An 18,733-nucleotide genomic window follows, 5' to 3' on the forward strand; every position below is an offset into this window, starting at 1 on the left:
ATTATCAACAGCCTGCTCACCTGGATTCAATATAGCTGATTGCGCAGCGCGATTTACTTTTACAGCGCCTTCAAAAAGCGTTGTTTTTATAAGAGGATCATCCTCGTATGCATTTACATTAAAATGCGTACCTAAAACCTCAACAGTTTGTCCCCGGGTAATTACTTTAAAAGGCTTATGCTGATCATGTGCTACTTCAAAATATACCTCGCCGGTGATGCTTACGGTTCTGTCGTGGCCCTTAAACGTAGTCGGATAAGTAATAGATGATGCCGCGTTCAACCAAATGTTAGTGCCGTCAGCTAACGTTAAATGGTATTCTCCGCCACGCGGAGTAGTAGTAGTATTGTAAATTATCGTGTTTGATTCCCGACCGTTGCTAACGTAAACCAACCGGCCTTCGGCAGTTTTATTTATAGCTGCGTTACCCTGTTGCGCCATTTTTCCGTTTGCTGCCTGGGTTAAATTGATACGTTGACCATTACCAAGCGTCAGGGTAGCCTTGTTGCTTCCCGGAGGCAGGTCAACATGCTTCACCATTGTAATTTCATTTTCCGGATTTGGGGATATCTGGCGAAAAATAAAATAGGCCGCTACGGATGCGCATAACAATATACAAGCCGCTATAGAAAGATTTAACCTCCTGCCGATAGTGCGGGCGGGGCGGGGGAGATTGGCTCTGACGGTTGCATAAGCTGTATCAATTTCCTCAGGCGAGGGGGCGCTCCCACTATCCGATATCTCGTTATACCAGGATTCGACCCAGGCTTCTTCTTCCTGTGTACATTTTCCTTCGGCATACTTTTTTAGCAAATCTTTGCTTTCTTGAGTTGTCATGCTGGATTATTAGTTGCTTATGTATGGTATTACGGTTTAGAAAGCCTGTGGGGGTATTCCAATTAAAAAAAACTCACTTTTTATTCACCACCACTTCATGATTGTATTTGCATTCAGTTTAGGCTTATCTCAAATCTATATTGAGGTCGCCTTTTGTATGCACAACTAAAATCACCGAAAGGGGCGTTAGGTAACTTCGGAATCGAAACTCGGATATGTCTGGGATTTATTTAGAAGTAAATCACAGGACCTGATTGATAACAACTGGAGAACCTTTTTAAAGGGGCGATTATCTGGCATTGCCTGCTCCGGCTGGCGGTCAGTTCAGTTGAAAAACACCAGCGCGGCACACCTTTAGTTGATTAATAGATAAAGGGGATTCCTGAAATTTAATTTGGAAGAACAGTCTTTTTTACTACCGGTCTATAAAAAAACAGCCTGAGTACGGATGGTACTCAGGCTGTTTTTTTTATTCCTGAAAACTCAGGAATGTTCGCAACAAACCATAATCAGGGTTTTACGATTTGAAATTGATCGATCACGTCTCCATCGCTGGCTTTAGACAAGAAATCAAGTTTATTGCCATTGATCGAGATCACCTGGAACTGCCCGCCTTTAAAGGAATATACCTTATTGTATACCATGGAAGGTTTATGTTCGCTCTCGTTACCTTTTACCACCATCGAAGAAACGTAAACCGTTCCTTTTCCAGGGGCTTCCGAAACCTGATTGCCATAAATCGGATATGAGCGGAAGTATTGGTGGATGTGTCCGGCCAATACCAGATCGACATTGTATTTATCAAACAGCGGTCCCCAGAACGCACGCAGTTGCGGAGAATAGCCGTCGGAATGATATGGCGGGAAGTGCATCATCGCGATTTTCCATTTTTCTTTGGTTTTCGCCATCTCCTCTTCAAGCCAGCATTTCGTCTTTGCTCCGCCGCCGGTTACGTCGATCACGAAGAAGCGGGCATCGCCATAGGTAAAGGAATAGTTACGTTCAGGTATCAGGCCACAGGTGGAGTTTTGAGGCAGCATGAACAGTTGTGTATACAATACCGGAGGCAATCCGTCCTGACTGTCGTGGTTACCCAATACCGGCATATAAGGAATTCTTGCAAACAGCTCTTTACCCTGGTGAAACTGTTTATCCCATAGGTCGCGGAACAGACCGATATCTACGTGGTCACCCGTATGTGTTAAAAATGCGGCATCCGGATTTTCTTTCAATGCCCGTTCCAGCGTAGGTTTTACAATATCCTTTTGATGGGTGTCGCCAATATACAGGAATTTAAAAGGTGCGTCTTTCTTGGCGGGCGCGGTTACAAAGGTATAGGCCGGGCTGACGGTACCTTGTTTTTTGCTCCCCACTTTGTAGTTGTATTTCGTAGCCGGGGTCAAGCCGGTGATGTTCACTTCCCAGTGGTTCACTTCCATATCGTTGCTAATGTAAACATCTTTAAGACGGATAGATTTTGCGGTAAGGGTTTTCGCCTCTTTTTCCGAAGAACCGTTTTTCCAATAGCTCACATAACTTTCGTTTACCTCGATATTGGTACGCCATTGTACTGCCTGTGTAGTTGCCGGATCAGTTTCCCAGGTCAGCACCACCTCATCCGGGGTGGTAGACGAAGGGAATTCGGTTGGGCGGAAGCTCTTAACCATGCTGGCTTCACGGGCACGGCCGCGAACAGTAGTGTACAAGGTTTGACCTTCCAGTTCCTCAGGTATTTCTTTTAAAGTAAGGCTGGGCCAATCATTATAGGTATAAGCACCTTTTTGCATTTTGATCACCGGCCATTTGTTTGGATATATGTTGGTGATGTTCAGTTCAGCACCTTTTTGAATCGGACCGATCGTTACGAAGTATACTACCCTTTCCAGGTCAAAGCCATTGATCCCGAGGTTGATTTGTCCGGCAGGAAATTCCTTTTGCCAAACTTCATATTCAAAGCTGCCGTTGCTTACAGTTTTTCCGGTATTCTTAAAGCCAGCTTCTTTCAACCAAAAAGGTGGTATTTTCTGACCTTTGAAGTGCATTACAGATACGATAGCAGGTTGATCTACCTGGAATACCCAACTGTTGTTTGCAAAAACTTCCTTCTCGTCCTTAGTAATAAAGTTCAGTATAAAGTTGTCGTCCAGGTTATTCAGGCTATCTTTAGGCACTTGCCGGATCAATCTTTTCAGGACCTGGTCTCTGATATCGGTAACCGGTATGAATTTTTCCTGTCGTTTTGCGGCAAAGAAGGTGATCAGCAGTATAAGCACTGCGCTATATCGGAAAAAAGTCTTCATTTAATGGATGTTTATAATTAATACTAAAAGCACACTTGTTACCAGGGTTTACCGGTGCCTTGCAGCAGCCACATTTTTGCCCAGGCACTATTCCTTTTCATCACCGGATAAGTCGCATTATCCGGTTCCTGTTGTGAATACATGGTTTCTTCTAAATTGGGCAGGGCCTGGCGTAATTTATCCGCATTGGCCGTCTCTTCATTTGCCGGGTAATACAAGCGAACGGGGATCACATCTCTTTTGGCACCTACACCAACTGTCTTGAAATTCGGGAAGCCCGTTCTTCTCCAGTCGAACCAGGCCTCGCAGGTTGCGCTCCAGCTTGCAATCCATTTTTGGGTGATGATCTGTTCCAGGGTGTTGTCAAACGGCACTCCCGGTTGAACCAGGTACATGGTATAATTGCTCGTCAGTCCCCAGCTTTCCAGCGAGGTGCGGATTGCATTTTCGTATTCCATCTTCGCGTTACCGCCCCATCCTTTCAGTGCGATCTCGGCCAGATCGAAATGCACTTCTGCAGCCGACAGCATTCTTGATTTCAACTGCGGAGCCAAAGCCAATTGATACATGCTGTTCAACATCGAGCAGTGCGGGTTAGGTCTTCCCTGATAGGTCGCCGGACTGATGTTGTAGGCGAACAGGGACAGTTTAGTCCAGTTAGGCGGCATACCGATATAATCCAGGTTGTAGTTCACAGGTACACCATATTTTTGAACATAGGCGTCCGCAACTCCCTTTCCGATTACCCGGCATTTTATCGTTGCAGATACACCTTCGATGTTAAAAACGACATCCTCGATATTGTCATAGTTTTCGGGCTTGCTTTCATCCAGGTGTAAAGGGGTTTCCACTTTATTCGCCCATACGCCCAGGCGCGGGTCATTGTGTTTTCGCATTTCCTCCACCAATGTCGAACACATTTTTCTACGGTGGTACTCAGAGCTAAGGTCGGTATTACCCACGATATTGGTTGGCCAGGAGCTGGAAGGGTTATTCCCAGTATAAGCAAAGGCTGCTTCGTCAGCGGCCGCGGTGATCAATGGATATTTATCCGGTGCGCCCAAAATCCTGGTGATATTATCTCGGGCAAATGACTGATCTTTTGCCGACAGCCTCAGGTTATACCGTATAGACAGGGAGTTTGCAAATCTTCGCCATTTGGTAATATCACCGGAATAAAGTACGTCCTGACCATTATTGATCGTATTGTAGCTACCCGGGGCTTTGGACAGCAGTGCATTTGCTTGTTCCAGATCATCCAGAATCCCTTTGTAAATATTGAACTGTGCATCGTATTTCGGGTTCATGATCCCATCGTCGTTCCGGAGGGCCTCTGAATAAGGGGCATCCCCCCAAAAATCTGCAATGTGGCCGAAATTATAGGCAGTCATGATTAAAGACGCCGCTCTAAAGAAGTCGTTATTGGCCTCATTTGCTTTGCGCATCATCTCTTTGGAATCGCTAAGGTTCTGGTAGAGGCTCTTCCATGTTCCGTCATGACTTGAGCTTTGCCATCCGAAATCATTGTAGCCACCTGACCAGCCGTCTTCCTGAGTTTGCTGCATTACGCCTGAGATCTGACCGAAGCCCAATTCGGTGACGGTAGTACCGCTCCGGGTAATTACCGTAGTTAATAACTGGCTGGGGTTTGCTATTGAAGGGTCAATTCCGTTAGGATCTATGTTCATCTCATCGAGCTTTTTACATGATACCAGGATAAGCCCAGTTAAAAAGAATAATATGATACCGTATGCTTTCATTGTTAATCAGGTAATTAATTATTAAAAGGTTACGTTTAATTTGGCGCCCACCGGCATTACCCAGGGTTCGATGTTGAACTCTTCCATCCCCTGTCTCATTTGAATACCCCTTCTGCCATCACCTTCTGTAGTGGTTACATAAGCCCTTTCAGGGTCGATATTTACCTTAGCTTTAGTCCAAAGCATAATGTTGCGGGTGAAAACGGAGATCGACATCCCTTTTACCCTGATCTTTTCCAGCAGTTTTTTGGGCAGGTTATAGGTTAAGGAGGCTTCGCGAAGTTTAACAAAGTCGGCAGGGAGAATACTTACCTGCGGGAAATTCCATGAAGTGTCATATTGCCTGAAAATACCCCATTTTGTTTCAGCGCCTTCGCCAAGGTGTTCTATATAACCAGTGATCTTACCACTGGCATCTCTTTGTGGAATTACACCCGGAGCAAAAGATCCGTCCCATGCGATTCCATCAGCCGCGTGATAACCGCCCATACCCTGGGTAGGACCGCCTACGAAACGAATGACATCGTCGCTGGTGAACAAGCCGCTATTCGCTTTCAACCAATCAGACAATGCCTTGCCGGTACGACCTCCGGCGTCAATGGCTTCTTTTTCATAGGCACGTTTAGACACGCCATTATTTCTCAGACGACGCTCGGTATCCGAGAAAAACTGACCGCCAAAACGCCAGTCGAGTGTTAGGTTAAGTGAAAAGTTTTTATAGGATAGAAGGGAGTTGGCACCCATGATAAAATCAGGATTAAAGTTCCCCGTTTTATGGTTAGCCACTTCTCTGGAAATACTGGTCCAGTGGCCGTTTGCATCGAGGATCGGATAGCCATAATATGGCGATGTCGGATCGGTTACACGCACCATTTGAGGAGAGTAAATATTGCCGATCTGCTCACCTACATTGACCCATGATGCGGAACCCGCCGAGGCCTCATTCCAGATGGGCAATCTGGTGATTCCCGGAGCAAGTTCTTTCAGCGTTACACGGGTTCTGGTCATGTTGATGTTCAGCGTCCAGTTCCAGTTGTCAGATTTGATTGGTGTTCCACCCACGGTAAACTCCCAGCCTCTGCTTTGTACCAGCCCCATATTGAGGTTCGTGCTGCTATAACCACTGGAGCTCGGGATGGGCTGGTTTTGAACGATCTGATTTCTGTTGTTCACATTAAAAAAAGTGCCTTCAAAGGTCAGCCGGTTTTGAAAGAAGCCCAGGTCTGTACCAAACTCCACCGAGGTTTCCTGTTCCGGTTTCAGGTTCGGTACCCTCATGGTTCCCGATTTGGCGTAACGCGTGGCGGTACCCCAGGGGTCAAGCGCATCATAGGTAGAAAGCAGTTGGTAAGGCGACGTATCGTTACCTACCTGGGCCACGCCACCTCTTAATTTAACTTGTGAAACTTTTGGACCTAAATCAACCATTTTGTCGAGCAGCAGACTCAGGGATGCTGATGGATAGAAGTAAGAACGGTTATTTTTGGGTAGCGTACTGCTCCAGTCGTTACGGGCGGTCAGATCCAGAAATACGCGGTCTTTCCAGCCTAAGTTGGCGAAAGCATATAAACTCTGGATGGCTTTTTGTGACCAGGCACTGCTAAATAACAGGTTTTGGGGAGCAATGTTGTTGATGGTAAATACGTTTGCAGAAATCAAACCTCTGCCCGGTATCGACGAGTTGGAGATATCGGTCGCTTTGGTGTACATTTCGTTACCACCGGCTGAGATCGTATAGGTAAAGCCCTTGATCTGATCGTTCCATTTGATCAGAAAGTCGGTGTTCCGCTCGTAGTTGGTAGTATTGCCCAAACCGTAAGCGCCGTTGTTGGGCTCACCGGAATACCCCTGCGGGATTTTTGTTTCTTGCCGCTCAAAGAAGTTATCCATACTCATCCGAACCATGGCACTCAATTTGGGCAAGATCTGATACTCTGCTTTAATGTTGCCGTAGACACGGTCACGACGAAAAGCGTTTTTCACTTCGTGGGCCAGGAAATAAGGATTATCAGCTCCATCGTACAGGCGTACAACTTCCTGACCCTCTTTACCAGGCACCCAATATTTCTCGAACTCCCTGATGTCGATGTTATTCGGCATTTGAATTACGTATTGCAATACGTTGGTGCCACGGTTTCCTGCAGGGCGGTTATTAGCCCAGCTTTGGGTGTAATTGATGTTTGTGGAGAATGTAAAGTTCTTTCCGCTTCTGAATTGTCCGGCTGCGGTGAAGTTGTTCCGATTCAGGTCGGTACCCGGAATAATTCCCTGGTTGGTCATATTGGTAACGCCTACACGGTAGTTCATTTGCTCGTTACCGTTACTCAGGGAAATAGAATTTGTAGAGGTTAGACCGGTATTTACGAAGTTTTTGAAGTTATCCGGGTGGCCTACTACCGGTGTAGGTACCAGCGGATCATTTGCGTATTCTGGTCTGCGCCACTGGGTAGCATAATACCCTTTGTCCAGAGGTATACCCATACCGGTGGTCACGTTAGCCGGTAAATCCAGAACGGTACCCGGGAGAACGTCATCCGGAGTAATCGGCCGGGTCCCTGGTGCAAATAAATTCTGTTTTTCATAGAATTTATAAGGGATATCAAACACGGTATTTGTACTGAGATCGACCCGAAATCCCTGATTCTTTTTTCCGGATTTCGTGGTGATCACCACGACGCCTGCACCTGCGCGTGATCCGTACAGGGCCGCGGCACTTGGTCCTTTCAGGATGGTCATGCTTTCGATATCTTCCGGGTTCAAGTCAGAGATGGCGTTTCCGTAATCGACCGGGTTTCCCGATCCAACCTGAACAACATTATTTAAAGTACTGGATACCGGTACGCCGTCGATCACGAATAACGGCTGGTTATCACCGGCGAGAGAGGTTCCGCCCCGGATAACCATACTTACCGATGAACCTGTGGGCCCGGTTTGGTTAATGGTTACACCGGATACCTTTCCGGTGATACCGTTCAGTACGTTTTCCTGTGGTACTCTTACCAGGTCTTTACCGTCTATTTTACCAACGGAATAGCCCAGTGACTTTTCCTCTCTTTTGATACCCAATGCAGTTACTACTACCTCATTGAGCTTATTATATTGCTCCTTCAGCACGACATCAATTACTGCGCTGTTTCCAACAACAACGGATTGCTGCTGGTATCCGAGGAAAGAAAAAACCAGGACCTTGTTTTCACCCGGAACCACGATGTGATAAGTACCATCACTGCCGGTAACTGCCGCGGTCTGTGCGTCCTGAATTTTGACAATTACGCCGGGAATAGCCTTATTATTCTCGTCGACAACTTTCCCGGTTACAGAGATGTCTTTTACAGTTACCCGTGAATAAGTTGTATTTTTAGCTTTGATGATAACAAACTTATCGTCAATGGTATAAGTCAGCGGTTGATCTTTTAAACAATTATCCAGTGCATTTTCAACGGTGACTTCTTTCAGATTGACCGTTACCGGTTCTAAATGCTTAAATAAATTCGCGTCAAAAATAAAGTCGTAGCCACTTTGTTTGCGGATTTCATCAAGTATTACTTTTAGGGGAACATTTGTTTTATTAATCGTTACTTTTTGTGCAGGAACGTTTGCACTTACTTGCATGATACTTATCAGTATCACAAATGCAGTAATTTTCATGACCAGCAGAACTTTATAATTTTTGCATTTACAACAAAAATTTGTTGTACGAATTTTCATACATTTGAATGTTTGGGTTAAAAATTTCAATAATTTGTTCACACTTTTACTGAGACGAGAGCCTTAACATTGAGCCGGGAGTGTTTGCCGCACTCCTGGTTTGCTTTTGGCTCCGTTTTACTTTTACTTTAGGGTGATTGTTGACGGAGGATTGCTTTCATGATTTTTTCTATTGATTAAGTTGATTTTTTCAGGGGTTATTCTGTGATGTGTACCGCGCGTCCCTGAATTTTAAATTTAACGGCACCGGTTTGCTCAAAGGCTTTGAGTACTTTGGATATATTTCTTGATTTTGAAAAACCGCCGCCCAGCATGATATTTTTTGGTTCATAATCGTATATAACCTCGATATTGTACCATCGTGCGAGTTGGCGCATCACACGATGTATATCTTCGTCGTGGAACACAAATTTCCCGGTCATCCATGCGGTTTCTGCTTCGCTGTCACCGGATTGGAGTGATATCGAGTTTTGATTTACAATGGTACGGCGCCCTGGTGTCAATATCCTGGATTCGCCATCTACGCTTACTTTGGCCGATCCTTCAATCAAAGTAGTTCGTATTACACCTTCATCTTCGTAACTGTTAATATTGAACGCGGTGCCAATATCTTCTACAATTTGGTTTCCGGCGTTTACCCGGAATGGTTTGGAAGAATTATGGGCTACTTCAAAATACGCCTCACCGGTGATTTTAACTTGACGTATATCGCCAAAAAACGACGTCGGAAAAGTTATAGAAGAATTTGAATTTAACCAGACTTTCGTGCCGTCCGCCATGACTAAGGGATATGGCGATTGTTCGCCGATGGAAGTAGACAGGGTATTATATTGAACCTGTTCATCTGCATCGGAACCAGTATAAACAATTTCGCCTTCGTTAATTACATCGATATGGGTGTTTCCTTGCTGCGCCAGTTTACCTGACAATCCCTTCGATAGAATGATTTTTTTACCGTTTGCTAAAGTAAGGGTAGCCTGATTATGTCCGGGAGCTATATCCTGAGGTTGGGTTCGGGCAGTCTGTTTGGATTCAACAGGCTTGTGAATGATAAAATAAGTACCCGTTGAAATGGCCATGATGATAGAAGCTGCAGCGACAAGACGAGGCCATAAGCGTCTGTTTTTAGCCGGAGGAGGTAAAAAACTTGCTTCATCTTGTTCGGCAATGCCGGCGTCTTTGTTCATCATTTCCGTCAGGTAAGTATCCATCTTACCTTCGGTAGCCAGCTTGATGAACACTTCCAACTCATCATCCGTAGCCGTGCGGTCGACAAAGCGTTGTGCCAGCCTTTGATAATATTGTTCGTCTTCCATTATTAAGCGTTTCGTTGGATAAGACGACGCTCACATGGAGGAAGGGTAGTAAAACTTAAAATAAATTTTAACGAATCAGGAAAGCCGCTAACACGGTAGCTAAGGGTATGCCAAGTTCTTTTTCAACCGATGTTTTAAGAACCTTCATAGAAGAGACCATGTGGTTTTTTACAGCACTTTTTGATATTCCTAATTCCTGCGCAACCTCTTCGTAGGTTCGGCCTTCCTGACGGCACAGGCGAAAAACTTCACGACTGCGCTCGGGCAGTGTTGACAGCTGTTTTTGTAGAAATGCAGCATAATCAGCGTTCATAAGGCGCTCGTCTGTGGGTTTGTGCTGTACGACAAAATTTTTGACAATTTCGCCCATTGTCTTTTCTGAACGCAGGGCTGCTTTTAAATTATCAAGCGTATAATTTCGTGCACTAATAAATAGATAACCTTTAAAAGATTGTATGTGGCTTAGTTTATTCCGACCATTCCATAGTTTTATAAATACTTCCTGCGTAAGGTCGTCTGCTAAAGCAGCAGAGTGAACGTATTTATAAATAAACTGATAGATATTCTTGTTATAACGCTCATAAAGAACAGAAAACGCTTCGGCACGGTCGGCCATCAATTCGGACAGTAAATCTTCATCAGAAAGTGTACTAAGCAGATTCATGAGAGGTCAACCAAAAGAAATTACCAATAGCTTGGGGCAATGATAGTAATCCATTATGAATTAAATATTAACAACAAATTCAACAATTCTCATGATACCCATTTGTATCCTCGTGAATTCAATGGAAAGGGGGCATCACGGAGGATCGCCCATCGTTATTTAATTACTTAAACCAAGTAATTGAGCATAATCTGTGGGTGTATCAATATCTATGGACCCTTGCTCAAAGGGGATAGCTGCAATATCATTGGTGTGATTTTTCAATATTTGCTTAGCGCCCTCATCGCCCTGAAGTTGCAGTAACTCAGTAAAAAGCTGCCGATCGAATAATGCCGGAACGCCGGTGATGTTATCATATGCACAGGCTACAATTGGTTTAGCTGTTTTGCTGTGTTTAACTATCAAAGCATCTAATAAATTGGCGCTTACAAAAGGTTGGTCACATAATGTGATAATTACTTTATCAATGGATGGATCATTTATAATTTCAAGCATGCCTCTTGTTATAGAGGATGCCATGCCATCTTTCCAGTTTTGATTATAGAGCGTGGTTATTCCGGGGGGTAATGCTATTTGGTTGGAGTTGGCACCAAGCACCACAATAATATTGTTGCATGCTGATTTTTGTCCAGCTTCAATGGCTCGCCATAATAAAGTTTTGCCTTGAAATAATAGATTTTGTTTGGGTTGACCTAATCTGCTTGACTCGCCCGCTGCGAGAATGATAAGACTAATCATTATTAGGCGCTGTGAATAACAGTTGTTTTATGTTTTAATGATCTTCCGTTTCTTTTAGAAAATACCGCCTTTATTTCGGAAACAATGGACAATGCGATCTCTTCAGACGTTTCCGAACCTATATCCAGCCCCACAGGGCCGTGAATAGCTTCCAGATTCTGTTCAGTTATCATCGTTCCTTTTTCTTCTAATTCATTAAGCATTCGTTCCAGTTTTTTCCTCGGTCCCAGAACTCCTATATAAGGAGTATGTAGCGGTAAAAGCTCTTTCAGAAGAGCGATCTCATAATTGTAATTATGGGTCATCAATACAAAAGCCGTCCACTCGTTTACTTTTACATTATCTAAAACCGTTTCCGGCTTAGCAACTATTAACTTTTTTATTGATGGAAAGCGTTCAGCAGAGGCATAATTAGGTCTGCCATCAATCACCATAATATCCCAGCCTAATACCGTGGCAATTTTAGTTAAAGGGATTGCATCATTCCCGGCGCCAATAACAACCAGCGAAATTAAGGGTTTGACCAACTCTATAAATGCTGTGTAGCCCTGGTAAGCAGTAATAACTGAATACTGATTATCCAGTACGTTTTGTGCATCCACCAAGAGGTTGTTTTTATATGGCAAGCTCGCTGAACCATTTTGAATCATATGATCACTACCTAAATACAGGCAGGATCCCGGTTGTGGCCCTTTTCGTTGCTCGATAGAAAATATGGTAACCAGTACGGAATAACCGTTTGAAGCTATTACGGCTTTTAATAAGGTTATTGGATTGATTTGCCCGTGATGTACAGGCTCAATCAGGATATGAATAATGCCATTACATCCCAACCCAACACCTAACTTGGCATCATCATCGTCCATTGTATCATAAGTAACCAATAATGGTTCCTGCTGCAAAATAACCATTCTGGCTTTTCGCAGGGCGTCGCCTTCCAGGCATCCGCCACTAATAGCGCCGGTCAGCTGGCCATCTTCGGTGATCAGCATGCGGGCGCCGGCTTTTCGGTAGGCAGAGCCTTCCACAAGCACTACGGTAGCCAGTGCGGTTTTTTTGTTCTCTTTTACAGCTATATCGTAAGCTGCTACAATATCAATAATTTCTTTCATCCCTAAATATGCCCCTTGTTGCTTAAGTTTTGAACAAACAACAATAGACATTGCTTTAGTTAAACCGCGTTTAAATTAAATGGAAGCTTCCTGATCCTTTTGCCGGTTAAATCAAATATGGCATCAGTAAGCGCGGGTGCAAAAGGAGGGAGGCCGGGTTCGCCCACACCTCCGGCATCAGCGGTGTTTTCCATGATATACACTTCAACGGGAGGTATATCGCTCATGCGCGGCATCAAATAATCATAAAAGTTTTTTTGCTCAACTAAGCCGTCCTTAAATGTAATCTCATGAATGGTTGCGGCACCGAGCCCCATAACTACAGAACCTTCAACCTGTGCCTTAATAATATCAGGGTTTACGTACCAGCCGCAATCCATAACTGCCCAAACTTTGTCAATCTTAACCTTACCGTCAGCATGCCTGGACACTTTCACAACCTGGCCTACGGTAGTTTCAAAGCACTCAGTTATGGCTACGCCATATCCTTCATTCTTTTTCCTGTTTTTCCAACCTGATACCGCCTCCATTTTATCGATCAATTGCTGACAACGTTCATCTTTTAAATATTTCCTTCGGAAATCCAGCTGATCCTGCCCCGCCAAAGCTGCCATTTCATTCATGAAACTTTCATAGGCAAAACCATTAGTAGAAGCATAAACCGATCGCCACCACATGTTGGGCAGAGGCATTTCATAAGGTACATCAGCAAAACTTATATTTTTAATGCTGTCAAAATAAGGTTTCAGGAAACCTTCGGTAGTGCTATCATTAGGTTTGTCTCTTTTAGTAGTATTCCAATGGTCAATATTTTGGCCAGCCATTTTAAATTTTAACGCGCTGATCTCACCATTTTCAATTGATCCCTCACCACGGTAAGAGATCCCGGCACGATAAGGTCCCTGCGTAATATCATCCTCTCTGCTCCAAACCACTTGTACAGGAGCAGCTATTTGTTTGGAAATTTCAACAGCCTCCTGGGTATAATCCAAAAAGGCTTTCCTGCCAAATCCGCCTCCTAAAAAGGTCATGTTTACAATTACACTCTCTTTAGGCAACTTAAATTTGGTGCTAATATCTCCCTGTACCCAATCCGGGGCCTGTATAGGTCCCCATATTTCTATTTTATCTTTTTGATAATGGGCTACACAATTTAAGGGTTCCATAGCCGCATGCATTTGATACGGGGTTTGGTAAATCACATCAATTTTTTTACCTGCTTTTTCTAATATTTGACTGGGCTCTCCTTGTTTTTTAAAACTCAGACCTTCTTGTTTTTTTAATAATTCTTCATGGGCTTTATAGATACCGGCGGTGTTTACGTGTTCAAACCCTGTATCATCCCATTCAACGCGTAAAGCTTTTCTGCCCTGCATAGCTGCCCATGTAGAATCAGCGATAACTACAACGCCGTCACGCGTAGTATTAAAAACAAACATTTGTACCTTAAAAACCTGTTTTACGCCAAGGACTTTTAGGGTAGCAGAACTATCAAAACTTTTTAGCTTGCCGCGTAATCTTGGGTTACGCTCTACAACCGCATAAAGCATTCCGGGTAACTTTTTATCCAAACCAAAAATGACTTCACCATTAGTTTTCATAGGGGTATCCATCCGCGCAAGAGGCTTCCGGATCAGCTTATATTTGGATATTTCTTTAAGTTTAACCTCGGCAGGTGCTGTAAGTTTGGAGGCATCTGTAACCAATTCGCCATAATTCAATTTCTTTCCGGATGGTTTGTGAATAACATGGCCCGATTCGGCATAGCAGTCATTTGCAGGAACGCTCCATTGATTTGCCGCGGCGGTGATCAGCATCTCTCGTGCGGTAGCACTCAATTTTAGCAGTTTTTTATATGATCCTCTGATAGTGGAACTCCCACCCGTGATCTGGCTGCCGAATTTAGTGGGGTTACCTTGTGCAAAAATTACATTGATATCTTTAAGGTCAACTTCTAACTCTTCTGCAATGATCTGGGGCACTGATTGATAAGAGCCCTGACCCATTTCTGCACGGTGATCAGTCAGGGTAACCTTACCATTGGTATCTATACGGATCCAGGCATTAAAATCAAAACCTGACTGATCTGTAGTGGATATTAATTCTTCTTTTTTCGCATTTGCCGGGAAATAAAAACCCAGGCAAAGCGCGGTTCCGGCAAGGCCGGATACCCGGAGGAAATTTCTTCTTGATATAGCGTTAGTTTCCATAATGGCTACTGTATTTCATTTAAATCCTTTATTCTGCTTTTGCCGAAGGCATATAGGCGCCCTTGGCTATCCATAAACGTACTTGTGCAACAAACGCCGGTCTGCTCATTGGTGGCAGGGTACGGCCGTCACCGGGATGCCAGGCCCAGCCAACCAGATCATCCTTTGCCATATGCTCTATAAGTTGCGCTTTTGTCCGTTGGCCGTTCTGCTTAGGATCCAATAATTGTTTGGCCAATTGGCGTGGTGTGCGGCCTTCAAAAACCATTTTCATTTTTGCAGGCGGTAATCCCCATTTAGGATTACCGGGAGGCATATGCAAGCCTGGTGTATTTTCTGCCTGATGGCAATTGCTACAGCGCGCCGCGTAAAGACCTTTACCATCTGCTCCCCGCTTAATATTCATGGTGTGAGCATGGCTATCATCGCCCTGTAAAGGTGATTCGCCGGCTGGGTGACAATTCATGCAGCGAGAACTCATTAGCACTTTATAAACCGACATAAAAGCTTTGACAGAGCCAATACTGTCTTTAGGTAAGACAGTGTAATTTACTGGCCTTACAGATTCACTACGGAATGATAACGTAATAATACCTGCTATAAACAATATGCCCGTGATCAGGATGACTTTTTTCATATTTTGGCTCCTTCCCGTTGCATATCAGCGGCTTTGTGAATAGCCGCGCGTATGCGTTGATAAGTACCGCAGCGGCAGATGTTACCTGACATGGCATCATCTATATCCTGATCGGTAGGGTGAGGGTTTTCACGAAGCAATACAGCAGCCGACATTAATTGACCAGACTGGCAATAACCACATTGGGGTACATTCATTTCATACCAGGCCTGTTGTAATGGATGATCATTATCGACCGACAGGCCTTCTATCGTAACTATCTGCTGCCCGGCCGCCCGGCTTATTTTAGTTACGCAAGAGCGTATAGCCTCGCCATTCATATGAACCGTGCATGCTCCGCATTGCGCTGCACCACATCCGTATTTAGTACCCGTAAGTCCGATAATATCTCGTATAACCCATAAGAGCGGCATATTCGGATCAGCATCTACCTGATGTTGTTGTCCGTTAACAGTGATCGTGATCATAAGCAAATCATTAATTGTTGTGTTTTACTCAAAATACTTATATAAATATCGGTTGATATTTTGATTTATGTTCACAACAGAAGAAAAAAAGATTAGCGTGATGGGGCTGGAATGTCAATGCCTTTAAGGATCTCAGGGTAATCCAGGCACACTTGGCCTTCACCAACAAAGCCGGTTGCACCCATTAAAATTATTTTGATTGCCATTATCTTGATCTTAAGATGTAAAGGTCATTAAAATATTAGTATTGGACTTTGCTAAGAAGTTCAATTTAAAGAAACTTGCAAAGCATCTGGTAACACTATACCTTTTAATTTGGATTCAAAGCCACATCAAAAACTATCGTACCTATTTCGTACCAAAACAAAAAACCACTTAGATTATTGATCGTGAAATTATTGATCATCAGCGCAATAAAATGCGTGCTTCTTGAACCATTTTATACAGGATTTGACAAAATTTCCTTCAATTATATAACCTAATAGTTTTGTTTAATGATCCTCTGATCATTGAAAAATTGAAAATCACATTCCCTGATTTTTACGATAAATTTTCGGTGTTGAATGTTGATTGCGCTTAAAAAAATTGATAAAATGCGGCAAGTCATCAAAGCCGAGACACCAGGCGATTTCCGAGATATTCCAGTCGGTATGCTGAAGCAGTGCTCGTGCTTCCTGCATGATCCGTTCGCTGATGAGTTGTGTTGTGGTTTTTCCGGTAGCCTGCTTGATGGCATGATTCAGGTGATTGACGTGAACGGAAAGGAAATCAGCGAATTTAGCCGGGTGCCTGATCGCCATACGCTGATTGGTGGATTCAATTGGGAACTGCCTTTCAAGTAGTTCTTTAAATACAGAAGCTATCCTTTGCGAGCCATTAGACTCTGCGTATGTTTGAAATTTTGCAGGTTCCAATTTCAAAGCTGCGTAAACCAGCTGCAATACCAGTGCACGGAGCGAGTCATATTTGTAGATGAACTCCAGCGTAATTTCTCCCAGCATTTGTTTAAAGATCGCTTCTATTGTGGCAAACTGATCTTCATCCAAATGAAAAAAAGGCGTTTGCCCCGGTTTGAAAACAGGATATCCTTTGATATTGACAAACTGGTCAAAGAAATCTTCTGTGAAAATACAAAAGTAGGCCACCTGATCAGTTTCCAGATGCTCCCAGGAATAAGGCACATCGGGATTGGTAAAGAGCAAACCGCTGTTAAATTCAATGGTCTTATCCGCATAATAGAGTACCGTTTTGCCTTTCAGAAGGCTGATCTTGTATAAAGCTTTCCGGTTAAAAGGCTTGCAGTTAAAGCGGTCGTCCTGGTTATGTTTAACATAGAACACGTTAAATTTCTTCACGTCCTTGCCGATCTCGCCCGGCATCCAGACGTTTTCATCGTCTTTCAAATCTACATGAAGTACTTCCTCATTCATTCGGCAAAGTTACACGTTAAAATGCTTGTAAACCTGTAATAATCAAATAGTATACTGTAATATTCAAATATTGGCTACTTAAAGCCGAAAAATTCAGGGGTTTGAAATTTCCAGTTTTTGCTTTGAATGTCACAACTTTTACACTTGTGTTGCGATGTAGTTTTGCCTAAAAAATTTAAGAGATATGATACAAGCAAAAGGCTATGCCGCACAAAATGTTCATGAAGAACTAAAGCTGTGGAAGTTTGAAAGAAGAGATGTCGACGCACACGATGTACAGATCGAGATCCTTTATTGCGGGGTATGTCACACCGATGTAGCACAAATTAATAACGAATGGTTCCCTGGCTTGTTTCCGATGATACCGGGCCATGAGATTGTGGGCCGGGTGGTAAAAGTTGGCGACCATGTTCAAAAATTTAAAGTGGGTGATCTTGCCGGCGTAGGTACGTTTATTAACTCCTGTGGTATTTGTGAACACTGCCATAGCGGACTGGAAGTATATTGCGAAAATGGCGTGATCCCAACCTATAACGGCGTTGACAAATACCAGGACGGCCTGCCGACTTACGGCGGCTACTCAAACACTATTGTCACTAAGGAACCCTATGCTTTAAAAATACCGGCACAATTAAATCTGGCAGCCACCGCGCCGCTACTTTGCGCCGGTATCACTACTTATTCGCCATTGAAACACTGGAAAGTGGGCAAGGGCCACAAACTGGCAGTATTGGGTTTGGGCGGATTGGGGCACATGGCCGTAAAATTTGCGGTGGCACTGGGTGCCGAAGTGACCATCTTAAGTACTTCGCCCCATAAAGCTGCCGATGCCAAAAAATTAGGCGCTCATCATTTTGTGGTGGCCAGCAATCCGGAAGAAGTCGAAAAAGTAAAAAACTCGTTTGATTTTATTGTTGATACCGTAAGCGCGGATCATGATTTCGATTTTTATCTTTCTTTCCTGAAACTGGATGGCATACATATTTGCCTTGGGGTTCCGCCTAAAGGTCTTCAGATCAAAAACACACTACTGACACTTCAATTAGGAAGAAAGAGTATTGTCGGTTCGGCCGCCGGCGGCATTCCCGAAACCCAGGAAATGCTGGATTTCTGCGCAGCACACAATATTACTGCCGACATTGAACTGATCGACATTAAAGATATTCATGCTGCCTTTGACCGCATGGGAAAGGGAGATGTAAAATATCGTTTCGTGATCGATATGGCCACTTTGTAAAAACAAAGTGTTCAGGATACCTGCGCCAAAACTTGACCGAACTTCACTTGCAACAGCAACGCCCGTCTGCCGCGAAGCGACAGCGGGCGACCCTGTCTTTCGGCTAAATTTCGACAAGCAAACGTTCCTGACAGTCGGCAGCTTCAAACTCTACCTTCTTACAGAAGTCAAACTTAAAATTGTTGCCATCGGTATTAGTGCAGACGGCGGCATACCGTCCGCCGTCGTGCTTTTCCAATACCCATATTGCCCTTCGGATTATCAGTCTCGGTTACCTGCGTATAAAACAGGTCAATCGCTCACACAAATCTTTGGGA

At 43.9% G+C, this 18,733-nt stretch carries 14 protein-coding genes; 2 read left to right on the plus strand and 12 right to left on the minus strand.

Features of this window, described 5'->3' with window-relative positions; translation table 11 throughout:
* From AAGC65_RS18350 to AAGC65_RS18405, 12 genes are all read right to left on the minus strand, one after another.
* Positions 1 to 837, minus strand: an 837-nt coding sequence (locus AAGC65_RS18350; RefSeq protein ID WP_343113918.1) for a FecR family protein, incomplete at its 3' end; no start/stop codon positions are given.
* Between the two features lie 509 nt (positions 838 to 1,346).
* Entirely contained in the window at positions 1,347 to 3,137 is a 1,791-nt protein-coding gene (locus AAGC65_RS18355) for a metallophosphoesterase family protein (RefSeq protein ID WP_343113919.1), read from the minus strand.
* Between the two features lie 38 nt (positions 3,138 to 3,175).
* Entirely contained in the window at positions 3,176 to 4,897 is a 1,722-nt protein-coding gene (locus AAGC65_RS18360) for a SusD/RagB family nutrient-binding outer membrane lipoprotein (protein ID WP_343113920.1), read from the minus strand.
* Between the two features lie 21 nt (positions 4,898 to 4,918).
* The gene (locus AAGC65_RS18365) at positions 4,919 to 8,545 is read right to left on the minus strand and encodes a SusC/RagA family TonB-linked outer membrane protein (protein WP_343113921.1); all 3,627 of its coding nucleotides are present in this window, start codon (positions 8,543 to 8,545) and stop codon (positions 4,919 to 4,921) included.
* A gap of 257 nt (positions 8,546 to 8,802) precedes the next feature.
* A complete protein-coding gene (locus AAGC65_RS18370) occupies positions 8,803 to 9,921 on the minus strand; it encodes a FecR domain-containing protein (RefSeq protein ID WP_343113922.1) in 1,119 nt (372 codons plus the stop codon).
* Positions 9,922 to 9,988: 67 nt separating this feature from the next.
* The gene (locus AAGC65_RS18375; RefSeq protein ID WP_343113923.1) at positions 9,989 to 10,585 is read right to left on the minus strand and encodes an RNA polymerase sigma-70 factor; all 597 of its coding nucleotides are present in this window, start codon (positions 10,583 to 10,585) and stop codon (positions 9,989 to 9,991) included.
* A 159-nt stretch (positions 10,586 to 10,744) separates the two neighbouring features.
* The gene (locus tag AAGC65_RS18380; protein ID WP_343113924.1) at positions 10,745 to 11,323 is read right to left on the minus strand and encodes a nucleotidyltransferase family protein; all 579 of its coding nucleotides are present in this window, start codon (positions 11,321 to 11,323) and stop codon (positions 10,745 to 10,747) included.
* A 2-nt stretch (positions 11,324 to 11,325) separates the two neighbouring features.
* Positions 11,326 to 12,435 carry an XdhC/CoxI family protein gene (locus AAGC65_RS18385; RefSeq protein WP_343113925.1) on the minus strand — a complete coding sequence of 370 codons (1,110 nt, stop codon included), beginning with the start codon at positions 12,433 to 12,435 and terminating at the stop codon, positions 11,326 to 11,328.
* 59 nt (positions 12,436 to 12,494) lie between these two features.
* Positions 12,495 to 14,645 carry a molybdopterin cofactor-binding domain-containing protein gene (locus AAGC65_RS18390; RefSeq protein WP_343113926.1) on the minus strand — a complete coding sequence of 717 codons (2,151 nt, stop codon included), beginning with the start codon at positions 14,643 to 14,645 and terminating at the stop codon, positions 12,495 to 12,497.
* 28 nt (positions 14,646 to 14,673) lie between these two features.
* Positions 14,674 to 15,282 (minus strand): hypothetical protein, encoded by a 609-nt coding sequence (locus tag AAGC65_RS18395; RefSeq protein ID WP_343113927.1) that lies wholly within the window; start codon positions 15,280 to 15,282, stop codon positions 14,674 to 14,676.
* On the minus strand, positions 15,279 to 15,749 hold the full coding sequence (locus tag AAGC65_RS18400) for a (2Fe-2S)-binding protein (protein ID WP_343113928.1): 471 nt from the start codon (positions 15,747 to 15,749) through the stop codon (positions 15,279 to 15,281). Before AAGC65_RS18400 ends, AAGC65_RS18395 begins: the two co-directional genes overlap by 4 nt.
* A gap of 524 nt (positions 15,750 to 16,273) precedes the next feature.
* Positions 16,274 to 17,179 (minus strand): helix-turn-helix transcriptional regulator, encoded by a 906-nt coding sequence (locus AAGC65_RS18405; protein WP_343113929.1) that lies wholly within the window; start codon positions 17,177 to 17,179, stop codon positions 16,274 to 16,276.
* A gap of 184 nt (positions 17,180 to 17,363) precedes the next feature.
* Between AAGC65_RS18405 and AAGC65_RS18410 the strand changes: the two genes are divergently transcribed.
* Both AAGC65_RS18410 and AAGC65_RS18415 read left to right on the plus strand, forming a co-directional pair.
* Positions 17,364 to 18,416 (plus strand): NAD(P)-dependent alcohol dehydrogenase, encoded by a 1,053-nt coding sequence (locus AAGC65_RS18410; RefSeq protein WP_343113930.1) that lies wholly within the window; start codon positions 17,364 to 17,366, stop codon positions 18,414 to 18,416.
* A gap of 7 nt (positions 18,417 to 18,423) precedes the next feature.
* Positions 18,424 to 18,733: hypothetical protein (locus AAGC65_RS18415; RefSeq protein ID WP_343113931.1), on the plus strand; the 310-nt coding region annotated here is incomplete at its 3' end.

The organism is Mucilaginibacter sp., from assembly GCF_039207105.1.
Lineage (GTDB): Bacteria > Bacteroidota > Bacteroidia > Sphingobacteriales > Sphingobacteriaceae > Mucilaginibacter.